The following is a 14,965-nucleotide window of genomic DNA, read 5'->3' as shown; positions in this document are numbered from 1 at the left end:
TCCGCGGCGTGAAACTCGCGCGGATCAGATCGCCTGATCCGTCGACGGTTTTTCCCACAGGTTGATGCCGCCTTCGGTCGCGTAGCGATCGATCTCCGCCAGTTCTTCCTTCGAGAACGCGAGGTTCTTCAACGCGCCGACGTTCTCGCGCACCTGCTCCGCACGGCTCGCGCCGATCAGCACCGACGTGACGCGCGAATCGCGCAGCGCCCAGGCGAGCGCCATCTGCGCAAGACTTTGCCCGCGACGCGCGGCGATGTCATTGAGCTTGCGCACGTGCTCGATGTTTTGCGCGCTCAAATGCTCCTGCTTCAACGAACCGCCGCCCGGCTTGTTCACGCGCGCGTCTTCCGGCACGCCGTTCAGGTACTTGCCGGTCAGCAGGCCCTGAGCGAGCGGTGTGAAGGCGATGGCGCCCGCGCCGACCTTCTCCAGCGTATCGAGCAGTTCATGTTCGATCCAGCGATTGAGCATGTTGTACGCGGGCTGATGAATCAGCAGCGGCACCTTGTATTCGGCGAGCAGCTTCGTCATTTCGAGCGTCTTGGTCGCCGAGTACGACGAGATGCCGATGTACAGCGCCTTGCCCTGCTGCACCGCGCTCGCCAGCGCACCGGCTGTTTCCTCGAGCGGCGTGTCGGCGTCGAAACGATGCGAATAGAAAATGTCGACGTAATCGAGGCCCATGCGTTGCAAGCTCTGATCGAGGCTCGCAAGCACATACTTGCGCGAGCCGCCGCCCTGGCCGTATGGGCCCGGCCACATATCCCAACCCGCCTTCGACGAAATCAGCAGTTCGTCACGATACGGTTTGAAATCGTCCTTGAAGAGCCGGCCGAAATTGGTTTCCGCGCTGCCGTACGGCGGGCCGTAGTTGTTGGCGAGATCGAAGTGAGTGATGCCCAGATCGAAGGCCGTGCGCAGAATGTCGCGCTGCGTGGAGATCGGCGTGGTATCGCCGAAGTTGTGCCACAAGCCGAGCGACAGCGCCGGCAGTTTGAGACCCGACTTGCCGCAGACGCGGTACTGCATGTCCGAATAGCGTTCTGAAGCTGCTTCGTAAGCCATTGCTAGAGTCCTTGATGTTGAGGCCGCCCGATTATGTCGGGCGTGGGGAATCGCATGGTGCGGGAGGCGTGCTGTCTTTATGTTTATGTAATGTTCGTGCGACTGCGTGCGGCAAGATCGTTATGGTAGCCAATCGACGCAATGCGTGCAGACGCCCAGCATGCGGGATGGACGATTGCTGGCGGGTCCCCTACACTTTCGCCGATCAAGGCTGATGGGAGAAGTGCATGGCGAAGGCGATTTCAATCGCGCTGATTGTCGGCGGTATCGTGCTGCTGTATTTCGGCGGGCAGGCGTTCAATTCGGTTAGCAGCGACGTGTCGCGCGTGTTCACCGGCTCGCCGACCAACAAGGCGATCATGCTGATCGTGGGCGGTGTCATCGCCACTATCGCGGGGCTGACCGGAATGGCGTTGTCCGGACGCAAGCGGTAAGCGTAAGCGATAAGGCGCAAGCGGTAAGCGGCTTGCCGCGCGGGCGGCGCGTTGCATCCCGCGCGCTTTGGACGCACGCGAACGAGCGCCGCCGCTTCGGTCAGAAACTTAAAAAGCGATCTCGGGCTTCGCGGCCGAGCGCGTACCGGGCAACGGCACGTTGCTCGCGCCGTGATAGGTGTACACGAGAGAAAACTTCACCTGATCGCTGAGATTCTTGCCGGCCGAATGCAGTGTGTTGCAATGAAAGAACACCACGTCCCCGGCCTTGAGTTCAGGCGAGACCGCGTTGCGAATCCATGCCTGATTCTCTTCCAGATCGGAACGGAAAAACTTGGCTTCGTCGAACCGGTCGGACGTGAACGCCGCACTGTGCGACTTCGGCACCAGCCACAGTGCGCCGTTGTCCACCGTCTCCGAACCGATAGCGAGCCACACCGACACCAGGTCGTCCCGTTCGAACGACCAATAACGCACGTCGCGATGCCAGCCGGTCAAACTGCCGTACTCGGGATGTTTGGTCATCATGCAGTTGTGATGCGCCCGCGACAGGCGGGGTTCCTCGCCGAAATACAGCTCCATCCAGCCGCGAATTTCCGGCGCGGTGGCCCATTGCGCGAAGCTCGGATGACGCCCATACGCATCCAGCAGCCGCCGGACCGTATGACCGCCTGCCGCATGCCTCGACGTCGGCGCGCCCGGGTACTGCAGATCCGCCTCGAACTCGATCGGCGCCGCGGCTTCCTCTAACTGCCGCTGGGCAATCTGCTTGAGTTCACTGCAACGCTCCGGCGACACCAGTCCGGGCACGACGACAAAGCCCTGCTCCCGCAACGTGTGAATCTGCTCTTTCTTCGAGTGAAGTGACATGGTGCTCCGCGACTGTCGACTAGCTGATGCTCGATTGTAAAACGGGCGCGATCAGGCTGCGTGCTGTTCGCCTTGCGAAAGGTCATGAGATACGCATTACCCCGGTTCCCAACGACGAACCGTCTAGCACGCTCGATGGGCAAACACGCACGATCGTCGATCATGGAGGGCACGGCTGAGGGGCGCGCGCGGCAATCGGGCGCCCCGTGAAAACCCTGGCTCGCAGGGTAAAAACGGACTTTCTGACGTCACGAATCGCGTGTAGCCTGCACGCATGTTGATCGCCATTCCCGCACTTTCACGGCGCGCACAGGCCGTCCACGCCGATTCCGCCGTCCCTCGTGCCCTTTCAAATCGAATTCCGGGCTTTCACGCCGTCCCTCGCGACCACGCCATTGGCACATTTGGTGCTGCGGTTGGCACACATTCCGTCGCGCGACACGTTGCCCACTTCTGAAGCCATGCATACTCTTCTGAGCACCCGTCTTACTCGCGCCGCGTTGAAAGCGGCGCGTCCGGCGCGCCGCCACGTCGTGCGTGCGCTGCGTCACCACGCCACGCGCACTCGCGCATTGGGCGAACAATGGCGCGAGGCCAAAGCGGTCGACGGCATTCGCACCTGGTTCCATACCTTCTTTTCGGCACTGCGTCTGCAAGGCGGTTCGCGCCGTTTTTCGCTCCGCACGCTGCTGCGCAAACCGACGCCGCTGCGCCTCGCCGCTACCCGCCGTGCGGCGCCGGTCGCCGTGCCGCAGAGCACGAGCCGCCGGCCGCGCCGCATGTCGACGAGCGGCAGCACCGGCTGGTTTGCGTTTGCATTCGCGAGCCGTTGAGTTTGGTGCGTTGGGTTTGGTGCGCTGAGTTCGGCGCGTTGAGTTCGGCGCGTTGAGTTCGGCGCGTTGAGTTCGGCGCGTTGAGTTCGGCGCGTTGAGTTCGGCGCGTTGAGTTCGGCGCGTTGAGTTCGGCGCGTTGAGTTCGGCGCGTTGAGTTCGGCGCGTTGAGTTCGGCGCGTTGAGTTCGGCGCGTCGGGTTCGGCGCGTCGGGTTCGGCGCGTTGAGTTCGGCGCGTTGAGCTTGGCGCGTCGGGTTCGGCGCGTTGAGTTCGGCGCGCTGGAGCCCGCCGCTGTAGGCCGGCGCCTCGCGGATCATTGAGCGCGCCGAACGTCGCAATCCTTGGCCTCGCGTGACGCCGTGCGCGTCCATTTGCGACAGCGCGTGCCCGCCGCCGCTGTGGCGTCGACCGTAGGCGCGCCGCGTCCGTGCGGATCGCACAGATAGAAAAAACCCCGTCGGCTCACGCCGACGGGGTTTTTTACAAAAGCAAACGGCGAACGACTTGCCGGCTTATTCCGCCAACGCCACAACCGGTTCCGTGCCGGCCGCTTCGGCGAGCGCCAGCGCCTTGTCCGTGGCTTCCCATGTGAATTCCGGCTCTTCGCGGCCGAAGTGGCCGTAGGCCGCGCTCTTCTCGTAGATCGGGCGCAGCAGATCCAGCATCTGGATGATGCCCTTCGGGCGCAGATCGAAATGCTCCTGCACGAGCTTCGTGATCGTGGAATCCGACACGCGGCCCGTGCCGAAGGTATTCACCATCACCGAAGTCGGCTGGGCAACGCCGATCGCGTACGACACCTGGATGAGGCAGCGCGAAGCGAGGCCGGCGGCCACGATGTTCTTCGCGACATAACGGCCGGCGTAAGCAGCCGAACGGTCGACCTTGGACGGATCCTTGCCCGAGAACGCGCCGCCGCCATGCGGCGCCGCGCCGCCATAGGTATCGACGATGATCTTGCGGCCCGTCAAACCGCAATCGCCCTGCGGACCGCCGATCACGAACCGGCCGGTCGGGTTCACCAGGAACTTGATGTCGCCCTTGATGAGATCGGCCGGCAACGTGGGCTTGATGACTTCCTCGATCACCGCTTCGCGCAGCACGGCCAGATCGATGTCCGGCGAATGCTGCGTGGACAGCACGACGGTGTCGATCGAATGCGGCTTGCCGTCGACATAACGCACGGTGACTTGCGACTTCGCGTCCGGACGCAGCCAGGGCAGGCGGCCGTCGCGACGCAGATTCGCCTGACGCTCCACCAGACGATGCGACAGGTGAATCGGCAACGGCATCAGTTCGGGCGTTTCCTTGCAGGCGTAACCGAACATCAGGCCCTGGTCGCCGGCGCCTTGATCGAGGTTGTTGTCGTGCGCGCGGTCCACGCCCTGGGCGATGTCCGGCGACTGCTTGTCGTACGCGACGAGCACCGCGCAGCCGCGATAGTCGATGCCGTAGTCGGTGTTGTCGTAGCCGATGCGCTTGATCGTGTTGCGCGCGACCTGGATGTAATCGACGTTCGCGGTGGTGGTGATTTCACCGGCCAGCACGACGAGACCCGTGTTGCACAGCGTTTCCGCTGCAACACGCGAGTATTTGTCCTGCGACAGGATGGCGTCGAGAATGGCGTCCGAAATCTGGTCCGCGACTTTGTCGGGATGGCCCTCGGAGACCGATTCGGAGGTGAAGAGATAGTCGTTTGCCACGTTGCAGACTCCTGTTGTGTGGTTACGGTTGAGTTTCACGTAGCCAGCTTCGGGAGCCTTGAAGCGGCGACGCTTTAGCGGATTACCTTACCGATGGGCGCATATCACGTCATTTCACGTGGATCGCACCCGCCGGCTTCGCCCCGCAAGTTGTCTATTAACTCGGCGAAGCCCTTATTATAGCGACTTCCCTTGATTGTCACAGAGTGTCCACGAGTGCGGTATTACGTCAATTCTTCCGCTTTCCTTGAACCCGTCACGCAGAACGCCTCATCCACGTCTTCCCTGGAGGTCGCATGCTGAGCCGCTATGGCGCGAGGCTCGCGATCGGGTTGTTGAAACTGTTCGCGCTGCTGCCCTATGGTTTCATCGCCCGCCTGGGCGACGGGCTCGGCTGGCTGCTCTACCAGGTTCCGAGCAACCGCAAGCGCATCGTCCATATCAATCTGAAGCTGTGCTTCCCCGAATGGAGCGACGCGCGCCGTGAAGAGATCGCGCAACAGCATTTCCGTCATGCGATCCGCAGCTATGTCGAGCGCAGCGTGCAGTGGTTCGGCTCGGCGAAGAAGCTCGAAAAGCTGATCGAACTCGACAGCGCGATCGATCTCACCGACCCGAACCTGCCGCCCACGCTGTTTCTCGGCTTTCACTTCGTCGGTATCGAGGCGGGCTCGATCTTCCTCAACTACTCGCTCAAGCGCCACTGCGGCTCGCTGTATCAGCCAATGTCGAACCCCGAACTGGAGCAAGTCGCCAAGGCGGCGCGCGCGCGCTTCGGCGCGGATATGGCGAGCCGCGCCGACAGCGCGCGCGTCGTGTTGCGCTGGCTGCGCGAACGCAAGCCGGTCATGCTCGGCGCGGACATGGACTATGGCGCGCGCAATTCCACCTTCGTGCCGTTCTTCGGCGTGCCGACCTGCACGCTGACCGCGGTGGGCCGTCTCGCGAAGGTCGGGCATGCGCAAGTGGTGCCGTTCATCGGCGAGGTGCTGCCGAACTACAAGGGTTACCGGCTGCGGGTGTTCGAGCCGTGGGAACACTACCCGAGCGACGACGACGACGCGGATGCGCGACGCATGAACGCCTTCCTCGAAACGCAGATTCCGCTGATTCCCGAGCAGTATTACTGGGTGCACAAGCGCTTCAAGACGCGCCCGCCGGGCCAGCCGAGCGTGTATTGAGCGGTTTTCGACGCGGCTTGCGCCAAGGTTTTCAAAGCGGTCTTCGAAAAACGTGCCCGAGCGCACAGACAACCGCCGCGGGTGAGCCGGTGGAAAAAATGCGGCGTTCGGCTCAGCCGCGGGCGCGTCACTTACAATAGCGAGATGAAACTGAAATTCACCAAAATGCACGGCGCGGGCAACGACTTCGTCGTGCTCGACGGCTACCGCCAACCGGTCAATCTCACGCCGGCGCAGGTGCGCGCGCTCGCGGACCGGCACTTCGGCGTCGGCGCCGATCAGTTGCTGCTGGTCGAAAAGCCCACCGTGAACGGTGTCGATTTCAGATATCGCATCTTCAATTGCGACGGCGGCGAGGTCGAGCATTGCGGCAACGGCGCGCGCTGCTTCGTCAAGTTCGTTCGCGACAGCGGCCTGACCGATCAGCGCAGCGTGCGCGTGCAAGTGCAAAACGGCATCATCACGCTGACCATGCAGGAAAACGGCGAAGTGCTGGTCGACATGGGCACGCCGGTGTTCGACCCCGAGCGCGTGCCGTTCGCGACCAAGGGTCTCGGAGGCCGCCGCGAAGGCGCCGATACGCTCTGGCCACTCGACGTGAACGGCGCGACCCGCTGGATCTCCGTCGTATCGATGGGCAATCCGCACGCCGTGCAAGTAGTGGACGACGTCGAGGGATTCCCGGTGCTGATCGAAGGCCCGGTGATCGAGCGGCATGCCCGCTTCCCGCAGCGGGTGAACGCGGGCTTCATGCAGATCGTCGGCCGCGGCGAAATCAGGCTGCGTGTTTACGAACGCGGCGCCGGTGAAACGCTGGCGTGCGGCACGGGCGCGTGCGCGGCGGTCGCCGCGGGCATCCGCCGCGGACTGCTGGACGCGCCGGTGCTCGTGCACACGCATGGCGGCAAGTTGACGATCTCGTGGGACGGTACGCAGGACGGCCAGCCGCTCCTGATGGCCGGCCCGGCGGTGACCGTCTTCGAAGGCGAGATCGAGTTGGCCGATTGAGTTGCGACTGAATTGCCCGACCGGGTTCTCCGATGAACCTGCCGGTCGAGCGGCCGATTAAACCCATTGACCGATGCGCCCCTCACCGCGTCGGCCCGTAGTCCTCTAGCTGAAACCATGAACGATCGCGAAGTCGCCGAATACCTGCTCGCCAACCCCGAATTCTTCGCCGAACACGCGGAGATGCTCGCGACGATCCGGCTTGCGAACCCGCACGGCAAAGCCGCGGTGTCGCTGCAGGAGCGGCAGATGGAAATGCTGCGCGACAAGAACAAGCATCTGGAACGGCGCCTCGCCGAACTGCTGCGTTATGGTCACGAGAACGACAGTATCGCGTCGAAATTCAATCGCTGGACCATCCGCGTAATCTCCGAGCGCGATCCGTATGCGCTGCCGCGCACGATTGCCACCGGCTTGCGCGATATTTTCGACGTGCCGCAAGCCGCGCTGCGCGTGTGGGACGTGGCCGAGCCTTATGCGCAAGCCGACTTCGCGCGCCATGTCGGCGAGGAAGTGCGGCTCTTCGCGAACAGCCTCGCCACGCCGTATTGCGGCGCGAACACCGGCTTCGAGGCGGCGCAATGGCTGTTGCCGGCGGCGGTCGTGAGCGAGGAAGCGTCGGCGGCGGGCAGCACCGCCGAATCCGCGCACGCCACTGAATCGATCGCATTGCTCGCGTTGCGCGACCCGGAAGGCAAGGAAGAAGCGCCCGCCTTCGGCCTGCTGGTGATGGGTTCGGCCGACCCGCGCAGATTCCACGAGGGGATGGCCACCGATTTCCTCACGCAGATCGGCGCGCTGGCGAGCGCGGCGCTGAGCCGTCTGCTGCCGCGCTGAGCACATCGCGCCGCTATAAAAACATCGTGACCGAAGCCGACCCGATCGCCGCCTATCTGTCGAATCTCGAACACGAGCGCCGGCTGTCGGCGCATACGCTGCGCAGCTACATCCACGAACTCGAGGAACTCCGGCTGCTGGCCAAGGGGCGGCCGCTCGCCAGCCTCACCGCCGTCGACATTCGCGGCGCCGTGTCGCGTGCGCACGCGGGCGGACTGACGGCGCGCTCGATCAGCCATCGGCTCTCGGCGTGGCGCGCGTTTTACCGCTGGTTCGCCGGCCGCGTCGATCTGCCGGCCAACCCGGTCGCCACCGTGCGCGCGCCGAAACAGCCCAAGGCGCTGCCCAAGGCGCTTTCCGTCGACGACGCCACGCGCCTGATGGAAAGCCCGCCCGCCGCGTCGCTCGAAGGTTTGCGCGATCACGCCATGCTCGAACTGTTCTACTCGTCGGGCCTGCGTCTGTCGGAACTCGTCGGCCTCGACGCCCGTTTCGCCGATGCCGGCGGCTACCGCTCCGCCGGCTGGCTCAAGCTGGAGTCCGCCGAAGTCGAAGTGCTCGGCAAGGGCAACCGGCGCCGCGTCGTGCCGGTCGGCAGCAAGGCGATCGAGGCCTTGAACGCGTGGCTCGCGGTGCGCGAGCAGATGGTCAAGCACGATCCGCATCCGCTGTTTCTGTCGGCGCGCGGCAATCGTCTGTCGCCGAACGTGGTGCGGGACCGCGTGAAGCGCGCGGCGCTGGTCGCCGGGATTCCCGCCAACGTGCATCCGCACGTGTTGCGCCATTCGTTCGCCACGCACGTGCTGCAATCGAGCGGCGACCTGCGCGCGGTGCAGGAACTGCTCGGCCACGCCAGCATCACCGCCACCCAGGTCTACACCGCGCTCGATTTCCAGCATCTCGCGCAGGTCTACGATCAGGCGCACCCGCGCGCCAAAAAACGCGACTGACTCCGCCTTCTTTTTGCAGTTTGCAGTTTCCGCCTTGCTTCACCGGCCGCATGCTTCTACCCCACGGCCCATTGCCCTGCTGACACCCTGATGAATACCGTTACGCTCAAACCGTCGAAAGAAAAATCGCTGCTGCGCCGCCACCCGTGGGTCTACGCCAACGCGATCGACCGGGTCGACGGCAATCCCGCTCCCGGCGCCACCGTGCTGGTGCGCGCGCACGACGGCCGCTTTCTCGCGCGCGCCGCGTACAGCCCGCATTCGCAAATCCGCGCTCGCGTGTGGAGCTTCGACGAAACCGAGCCGATCGATCACGCGTTCTTCAAGCGCCGCGTGCAGCGCGCGCTCGCGCATCGTCAAACGATGGTGCATGACACCGGCGCCGTGAGGCTGATTTTCGGCGAGGCGGACGGACTGCCCGGCCTGATCGTCGATCACTACGTCGCCGAGGATGAAGGACAGCGCAGCCAGTTGGTCTGCCAGTTCATGGCGGCGGGCGTCGAAGCGTGGAAGGAAGCGATCGTGGCGGCGCTGGTCGAAGCGACTGGCTGCCCGAACGTGTACGAGCGCTCGGACGTGTCGATTCGCCAGAAGGAAGGACTCGAACAGATCACCGGCGTGCTCGCGGGCGAAGCGCCGTCGGAGACGTTGATCGCCAGCGAAAACGGTGTGCGTTATCACGTCGGCGTGCGCAACGGCCACAAGACCGGCTTCTACGTCGATCAGCGTGACAACCGCCTGCTGGTCCAGCAACTCGCTCAGGATCGCGACGTCCTGAACTGCTTCTGTTACACGGGCGGTTTCTCGCTGGCGGCCCTGAAAGGCGGCGCCAAACGCGTGGTGTCGATCGATTCGTCGGGCGAGGCCTTGGCGCTCGCGCAGCAGAACGTGGCGGCCAACGGCTTCGATGCCGAACGCGCCGCGTGGCTCGACGCCGACGCCTTCAAGACACTGCGGCGCCTGTACGACGAGGGCGAGCGCTTCGACCTGATCGTGCTCGATCCGCCGAAATTTGCGCCGTCGCGTGAACATGTGGACCGCGCGTCGCGCGCCTACAAGGACATCAATCTGACTGGCCTGAAGCTGTTGCGCCCGGGCGGGCTGCTCTTCACCTACTCGTGCTCCGGCGCAATCGACTCCGAGTTGTTCCAGAAGATCGTCGCGAGCGCGGCGGCCGACGCGCGCGTGGATGCGCGGATTCTCAAGCGCCTCGGCGCCGGGGTGGATCATCCGCTGCTCACCGCTTTCCCGGAAGGCGAATACCTGAAAGGCCTATTGTTGCAAATCGCGTGATCGCCCATAGTTTCAGGTCTATTTGCCGCGCCATGCCGCGCACATGGCGTGCGCGCCGTGCCGGCTCGAACCCCGCCGGCCAGCGCCGGCTTGACAGATATGTTTCAATAACCGGCTAGACAGGGCCGCGCGCCGCCAGGCCGCCGCGCCCGCGATGCTTTCCATTACGGACCGTTTCACGTACATACAGGCGACCAACATGATTCCAGTCACCATCCTGACCGGCTTTCTCGGCAGCGGCAAAACCACCCTGCTCAAGCGCATCCTGAACGAAAAGCACGGCATGAAGATCGCCGTGATCGAAAACGAGTTCGGCGAAGAGAACATCGACAATGAAATCCTCGTGCAGGACACGGGCGAACAGATCATTCAGATGAGCAACGGCTGCATCTGCTGCACGATCCGCGGCGATCTTTCGCGCGTGCTCGGCGATCTGGCGGCGCAGAAACAGTCCGGCAAGCTGGATTTCGACCGCGTCGTGATCGAGACCACCGGGCTCGCCAATCCGGGCCCGGTCGCGCAGACCTTCTTCATGGACGACCAGATCGCCAACGAATTCCTGCTCGACGCGATCATCACGCTGGTCGACGCGAAGCACGCGAACCAACAACTGGACGAGCATGAAGTGGTGCAGCGCCAGGTCGGTTTCGCCGATCGCCTGTTCATCACCAAGGCCGACCTGGTCGACGAACAGCACGTGGCCGATCTGCGCCACCGCCTGCTGCACATGAACCCGAAGGCGGCGATCAAGGTCGTCAATTTCGGCGACGCCGACATCAAGGAAATCTTCGACCTGCGCGGCTTCAACCTGAATTCGAAGCTCGAGATCGATCCGGACTTCCTCGTCGAAGACGACCATGCGCACAGCCACGCTCACGCGCACGACGAGCATGGCCATACGCACGCGGACCACGATCACGAAAACTGCGATCACGACCACGGCCATTGCGATCACGAAGGCCACGCTCACACGAACCACCACCACGCGCATCACGACGACAAAATCAAGTCGTTCGTGTACCGCAACGACCGTCCGTTCGATCCGAACAAGCTCGAGGACTTCCTCGGCGGGATTCTGCAAATCTACGGCGAGCGCCTGCTGCGCTACAAGGGCGTGCTGTATATGAAGGGCGTCGACCGCAAGGTCGTGTTCCAGGGCGTGCATCAAATGATGGGCAGCGATCTGGCCGCGAAGTGGCAACCGGTCGAGAAGAAGACCAACAAGATGGTGTTCATCGGCATCGAACTGCCGCAAGACCTCATCACGGACGGGTTGGACGCTTGCCTCGCGTAAGCGCATGCCCATGCGCATGAGCGACATCGCCGCGGGCCGGCCAGCAGGCGGCGCCCGCCATGCGCGGCGCTCGAATCGCATCTATGCGCAATGGGAAAATCGAGGCCAATCCTCTGCCGAATCCGGCTGAACGGCGCCGAAAGGCGGGCGAAAAGTCGTATGTATGAAAAACGCGTGAAAACCCTGCTGTATTAAACGTGCACGAGCATCGCTTTTTGGTGCTGCGCGCGTTATATTTTCGGGATATCGCGGCAGCGCAGGGGGATTTTCACCGGTTGCCGTGCCGGATTGTGGTTCAGTTACAATACGTGCCCACTGGAGAATGACAACGAATTGCCCGGTCAGCGCGTTCACCGTGCCGGGCCTGAAGCGGCGCCGGAAAACCTTATCCGGAAACGCGCCGATGATGCCGGCAGGCACAGCCTGAAAGGCGTGCTGGCGGCAAGCAATGCCTCAGGAGCATTTGAGAACCGGTTTCCAGAGGAGTTCGGCCCCGCATTGGCGTAGCGACGCCCGGTGTGTGGGCGCGGAGGCGCTTGGGCGTCACGACAGTTCAGCGTCGGTGCGAGCCCCGCGTTCAGCGTCCACAAGCGCCTTTGCGGGCAATACGAAAGTGCGGGCACTATGTAAGAGTTTTGCCTCACATTGAAGAAGTAAGCCAGATGACGACGAAACGACTCTTGACCGAAGCCGAAATCCTGAAGATGAGCGACAAGGATTACATGAACGAGGATCAGCTCGCTTTCTTCAAGAACAAGCTCGAACAGCTGCAGGCGGAAATTCTCCGCAATGCCGGCCAAACAACCGAGAACCTGCGCGAAACCGTAATCGTGCCGGACCCGGCCGACCGTGCAACGATCGAGGAAGAGCATGCGCTCGAACTGCGCACGCGCGACCGCGAGCGCAAGCTGCTGAAGAAGGTGCAGCAATCGCTCGCGCGCATCGATTCCGGCGATTACGGCTGGTGCGAGGAAACCGGTGAGCCGATCGGCATCCCGCGTCTGCTCGCCCGCCCCACGGCCACCCTGTCGCTCGAAGCGCAGGAACGCCGCGAACTGCGCCAGAAGCTGTTCGGCGACTGAACGCCTGCGGCGCGGCTTCGGCTCCGCGCCCTGTTACGCTGCTTCGTCGAGAGGCGCACGGTGGTCCGTGCGCCTTTTTTCTTTTGCGCGACACCCGTCGGTTCGCGCCGACCATCCCGCTCCACGCCTGCTGCCGGCGCTTTAGCGCCTCGCTCGCCCTGCCCGCGAAGTTTGCCTACTCCGCACGCGCACTTCCGCCGAAACACGGTTTTTTGTCTTATGCCATTTGCCGGCTCTTGATATGACCGCGTACGCCCTAAAATAAATCGAACATGCGTTGTACGAGCGCGCGCACCGGCCGGTCCGGTTTCAGCGTCGCGCGCCGTCCGCTTGCCGGATTCATGCGGTGGCTGCGCTGCCGCGTCCTACCCGTTTTGCAAAGAGGAACGCATATGGAGCAATTTCACGGCACGACGATCGTCTCCGTGCGCCGCGGCGACCAGGTCGCGCTCGGCGGCGACGGCCAGGTCACGCTGGGCAACATCGTCATGAAGGGCGGGGCGAAGAAGGTCCGGCGCATCTATAACGGCAAGGTGCTGGTCGGCTTCGCCGGCGGCACGGCCGACGCCTTCTCGCTGCTCGACCGCTTCGAAGCGAAGCTCGAAAAACACCAGGGCAATCTCACGCGCGCCGCCGTCGAACTCGCCAAGGACTGGCGTACCGACCGCATGCTGCGCCGTCTCGAAGCCATGCTGATCGCGGCGGACGCGACCACCACTCTCGTCATCACCGGTAACGGCGACGTGCTCGATCCGGAAGGCGGCATCTGCGCGATCGGTTCGGGCGGCGCCTACGCGCAGGCCGCGGCGAAAGCGCTCACCGACAACACGGCGTTGTCGCCCCGCGAAATCGTGGAGAAGTCACTGGAGATCGCCGGCGACATGTGCATCTACACGAACCACAACCGCGTTATCGAGACGATCGAGTAAGGACCCCACGATGAGCACCATGACCCCTGCCGAGATCGTCTCGGAACTCGACAAACACATCATCGGCCAAGGCCGCGCGAAAAAAGCGGTGGCCGTGGCGCTGCGCAACCGCTGGCGGCGTCAGCAGGTGGAAGAACCGCTGCGCCAGGAAATCACGCCGAAGAACATCCTGATGATCGGCCCGACCGGCGTCGGCAAGACCGAAATCGCTCGGCGCCTGGCGAAACTGGCCGACGCGCCGTTCATCAAGATCGAGGCCACCAAGTTCACCGAGGTTGGCTACGTGGGCCGCGACGTCGACAGCATCGTGCGCGATCTGATGGAAATTTCGGTCAAGCAAACGCGCGAAACCGAAATGCGCAAGGTGCGCACCAAGGCAGAGGATCAGGCCGAGGACCGCATCCTCGATATTCTGCTGCCGAGCGCGCGCCCGGTCGGTTTCGGCGCGAGTTCGAGCGCCGTGGACACCGCCGACGAAGGCGGCACCACGCGTCAGACGTTCCGCAAGCGTCTGCGCGAAGGCCTGCTCGACGACAAGGAAATCGAACTCGACGTCGAACAGCCGCAAGTCGGCATGGACATCATGGGGCCGCCGGGCATGGAAGACATGACCGAGCAGATCCGCTCGATGTTCGCGAACATCGGCGGCGGCAAGAAAACGCGCCGCAAGATGAAGGTGAAGGAAGCGCTCAAAGTCCTCACCGACGAAGAAGCCGGCAAGATGCTCAACGACGAGGAAGTGAAAACCCGGGCGGTGCAGAACGTCGAGCAGAACGGCATCGTGTTCCTCGACGAAATCGACAAGATCGCGTCGCGCAATGAAGCCGGCGGCGGCGAGGTGTCGCGTCAGGGCGTGCAGCGCGATCTGCTGCCGCTCGTCGAGGGCACGACGATCAACACCAAGTACGGCATGGTGAAGACCGATCACATCCTGTTCATCGCGAGCGGCGCGTTCCATCTGGCCAAGCCGAGCGATCTGATTCCCGAACTGCAAGGCCGTTTTCCGATTCGCGTCGAACTGGATTCGTTGTCGGTGAAGGATTTCGAATCGATCCTGGTGTCCACGGATGCGAGCCTCGTCAAGCAATACCAGGCGCTGCTCGCCACTGAAGACGTGCACCTCGAATTCGCCGACGACGGCATTCGCCGTCTCGCCGAAATCGCGTACTCGGTGAACGAGAAGACCGAGAACATCGGCGCGCGCCGGCTGTACACGGTGATCGAAAAGCTGCTCGAGGAAGTCTCGTTCGCGGCCGGCAATCATTCGGGCAAGACGGTGCAGATCGACGCCGCCTATGTGGATCGCGCGTTGAACGAAGTGGCCGAAGACGAAGATCTGTCGCGTTACGTGCTGTGATGCCGCTGCTGATGCCAATACGAGCTGCGCGCATTGCCTGAAGCAGATCAAGCGTCACGATAAAAACCGGGCTGCCTTTGCCAAGGCAGCCCGTTTTGTTTTCCGCCGCGACGCAAGCGGAGGAATCG

Annotated in this window: 14 protein-coding genes; 11 read left to right on the top strand and 3 right to left on the bottom strand. The window is 63.3% G+C overall.

What is annotated here, in order from left to right; translation table 11 throughout:
• Nucleotides 1–24 precede the first annotated feature (24 nt).
• On the bottom strand, nucleotides 25–1,068 hold the full coding sequence (gene mgrA, locus CUJ90_RS00520) for an L-glyceraldehyde 3-phosphate reductase (protein WP_073430316.1): 1,044 nt from the start codon (nucleotides 1,066–1,068) through the stop codon (nucleotides 25–27).
• A gap of 227 nt (nucleotides 1,069–1,295) precedes the next feature.
• Here mgrA and CUJ90_RS00515 point away from each other — a divergent pair, with 227 nt between their 5' ends.
• Nucleotides 1,296–1,502: a DUF3185 family protein gene (locus CUJ90_RS00515; RefSeq protein WP_073430317.1), complete on the top strand. Its 207-nt coding sequence runs from the start codon at nucleotides 1,296–1,298 to the stop codon at nucleotides 1,500–1,502.
• A 108-nt stretch (nucleotides 1,503–1,610) separates the two neighbouring features.
• On the opposite strand, the gene CUJ90_RS00510 is transcribed toward CUJ90_RS00515, so the two are convergent.
• The gene (locus CUJ90_RS00510) at nucleotides 1,611–2,372 is read right to left on the bottom strand and encodes a phytanoyl-CoA dioxygenase family protein (RefSeq protein WP_083084955.1); all 762 of its coding nucleotides are present in this window, start codon (nucleotides 2,370–2,372) and stop codon (nucleotides 1,611–1,613) included.
• 461 nt (nucleotides 2,373–2,833) lie between these two features.
• Between CUJ90_RS00510 and CUJ90_RS00505 the strand changes: the two genes are divergently transcribed.
• Nucleotides 2,834–3,205 (top strand): hypothetical protein, encoded by a 372-nt coding sequence (locus CUJ90_RS00505; protein ID WP_073430388.1) that lies wholly within the window; start codon nucleotides 2,834–2,836, stop codon nucleotides 3,203–3,205.
• Between the two features lie 510 nt (nucleotides 3,206–3,715).
• On the opposite strand, the gene metK is transcribed toward CUJ90_RS00505, so the two are convergent.
• Complete coding sequence (gene metK, locus CUJ90_RS00500; protein ID WP_114161699.1) at nucleotides 3,716–4,906, bottom strand: methionine adenosyltransferase; 1,191 nt, start codon at nucleotides 4,904–4,906, stop codon at nucleotides 3,716–3,718.
• 296 nt (nucleotides 4,907–5,202) lie between these two features.
• Here metK and CUJ90_RS00495 point away from each other — a divergent pair, with 296 nt between their 5' ends.
• From CUJ90_RS00495 to hslU, 9 genes are all read left to right on the top strand, one after another.
• Nucleotides 5,203–6,087, top strand: coding sequence for a lipid A biosynthesis lauroyl acyltransferase (locus CUJ90_RS00495; protein ID WP_114161698.1), 885 nt, complete (start codon nucleotides 5,203–5,205; stop codon nucleotides 6,085–6,087).
• A 144-nt stretch (nucleotides 6,088–6,231) separates the two neighbouring features.
• Nucleotides 6,232–7,095, top strand: coding sequence for a diaminopimelate epimerase (dapF, locus tag CUJ90_RS00490; protein ID WP_114161697.1), 864 nt, complete (start codon nucleotides 6,232–6,234; stop codon nucleotides 7,093–7,095).
• Nucleotides 7,096–7,212: 117 nt separating this feature from the next.
• A complete protein-coding gene (locus CUJ90_RS00485) occupies nucleotides 7,213–7,932 on the top strand; it encodes a DUF484 family protein (RefSeq protein WP_114161696.1) in 720 nt (239 codons plus the stop codon).
• A 26-nt stretch (nucleotides 7,933–7,958) separates the two neighbouring features.
• On the top strand, nucleotides 7,959–8,882 hold the full coding sequence (gene xerC, locus CUJ90_RS00480; RefSeq protein ID WP_114161695.1) for a tyrosine recombinase XerC: 924 nt from the start codon (nucleotides 7,959–7,961) through the stop codon (nucleotides 8,880–8,882).
• A 90-nt stretch (nucleotides 8,883–8,972) separates the two neighbouring features.
• The gene (locus CUJ90_RS00475) at nucleotides 8,973–10,175 is read left to right on the top strand and encodes a class I SAM-dependent rRNA methyltransferase (protein ID WP_114161694.1); all 1,203 of its coding nucleotides are present in this window, start codon (nucleotides 8,973–8,975) and stop codon (nucleotides 10,173–10,175) included.
• 199 nt (nucleotides 10,176–10,374) lie between these two features.
• Complete coding sequence (locus tag CUJ90_RS00470) at nucleotides 10,375–11,469, top strand: CobW family GTP-binding protein (protein ID WP_083085066.1); 1,095 nt, start codon at nucleotides 10,375–10,377, stop codon at nucleotides 11,467–11,469.
• Between the two features lie 662 nt (nucleotides 11,470–12,131).
• Nucleotides 12,132–12,551 carry an RNA polymerase-binding protein DksA gene (dksA, locus tag CUJ90_RS00465; protein WP_006050516.1) on the top strand — a complete coding sequence of 140 codons (420 nt, stop codon included), beginning with the start codon at nucleotides 12,132–12,134 and terminating at the stop codon, nucleotides 12,549–12,551.
• Nucleotides 12,552–12,943: 392 nt separating this feature from the next.
• The gene (gene hslV, locus CUJ90_RS00460) at nucleotides 12,944–13,480 is read left to right on the top strand and encodes an ATP-dependent protease subunit HslV (RefSeq protein WP_083084965.1); all 537 of its coding nucleotides are present in this window, start codon (nucleotides 12,944–12,946) and stop codon (nucleotides 13,478–13,480) included.
• A 10-nt stretch (nucleotides 13,481–13,490) separates the two neighbouring features.
• On the top strand, nucleotides 13,491–14,837 hold the full coding sequence (hslU, locus tag CUJ90_RS00455; protein ID WP_083084967.1) for an ATP-dependent protease ATPase subunit HslU: 1,347 nt from the start codon (nucleotides 13,491–13,493) through the stop codon (nucleotides 14,835–14,837).
• The last annotated feature ends 128 nt before the right edge of the window (nucleotides 14,838–14,965 follow it).

This window comes from Paraburkholderia terricola (assembly GCF_003330825.1).
Taxonomy (GTDB): Bacteria; Pseudomonadota; Gammaproteobacteria; order Burkholderiales; family Burkholderiaceae; genus Paraburkholderia; species Paraburkholderia terricola.
The sequence above is the reverse complement of the archived record's forward strand: the minus strand, read 5'-3'. Positions and strand labels throughout refer to the sequence as shown.

Coding starts and splice junctions, on each gene's coding strand:
- mgrA (WP_073430316.1), bottom strand. CDS start 1,068: ATGGCTTACGAAGCAGCTTCAGAACGCTATTCGGACATGCAGTACCGC.
- hslU (WP_083084967.1), top strand. CDS start 13,491: ATGAGCACCATGACCCCTGCCGAGATCGTCTCGGAACTCGACAAACAC.
- CUJ90_RS00470 (WP_083085066.1), top strand. CDS start 10,375: ATGATTCCAGTCACCATCCTGACCGGCTTTCTCGGCAGCGGCAAAACC.
- CUJ90_RS00485 (WP_114161696.1), top strand. CDS start 7,213: ATGAACGATCGCGAAGTCGCCGAATACCTGCTCGCCAACCCCGAATTC.
- CUJ90_RS00505 (WP_073430388.1), top strand. CDS start 2,834: ATGCATACTCTTCTGAGCACCCGTCTTACTCGCGCCGCGTTGAAAGCG.
- CUJ90_RS00475 (WP_114161694.1), top strand. CDS start 8,973: ATGAATACCGTTACGCTCAAACCGTCGAAAGAAAAATCGCTGCTGCGC.
- CUJ90_RS00510 (WP_083084955.1), bottom strand. CDS start 2,372: ATGTCACTTCACTCGAAGAAAGAGCAGATTCACACGTTGCGGGAGCAG.
- CUJ90_RS00495 (WP_114161698.1), top strand. CDS start 5,203: ATGCTGAGCCGCTATGGCGCGAGGCTCGCGATCGGGTTGTTGAAACTG.
- hslV (WP_083084965.1), top strand. CDS start 12,944: ATGGAGCAATTTCACGGCACGACGATCGTCTCCGTGCGCCGCGGCGAC.
- CUJ90_RS00515 (WP_073430317.1), top strand. CDS start 1,296: ATGGCGAAGGCGATTTCAATCGCGCTGATTGTCGGCGGTATCGTGCTG.
- dksA (WP_006050516.1), top strand. CDS start 12,132: ATGACGACGAAACGACTCTTGACCGAAGCCGAAATCCTGAAGATGAGC.
- dapF (WP_114161697.1), top strand. CDS start 6,232: ATGAAACTGAAATTCACCAAAATGCACGGCGCGGGCAACGACTTCGTC.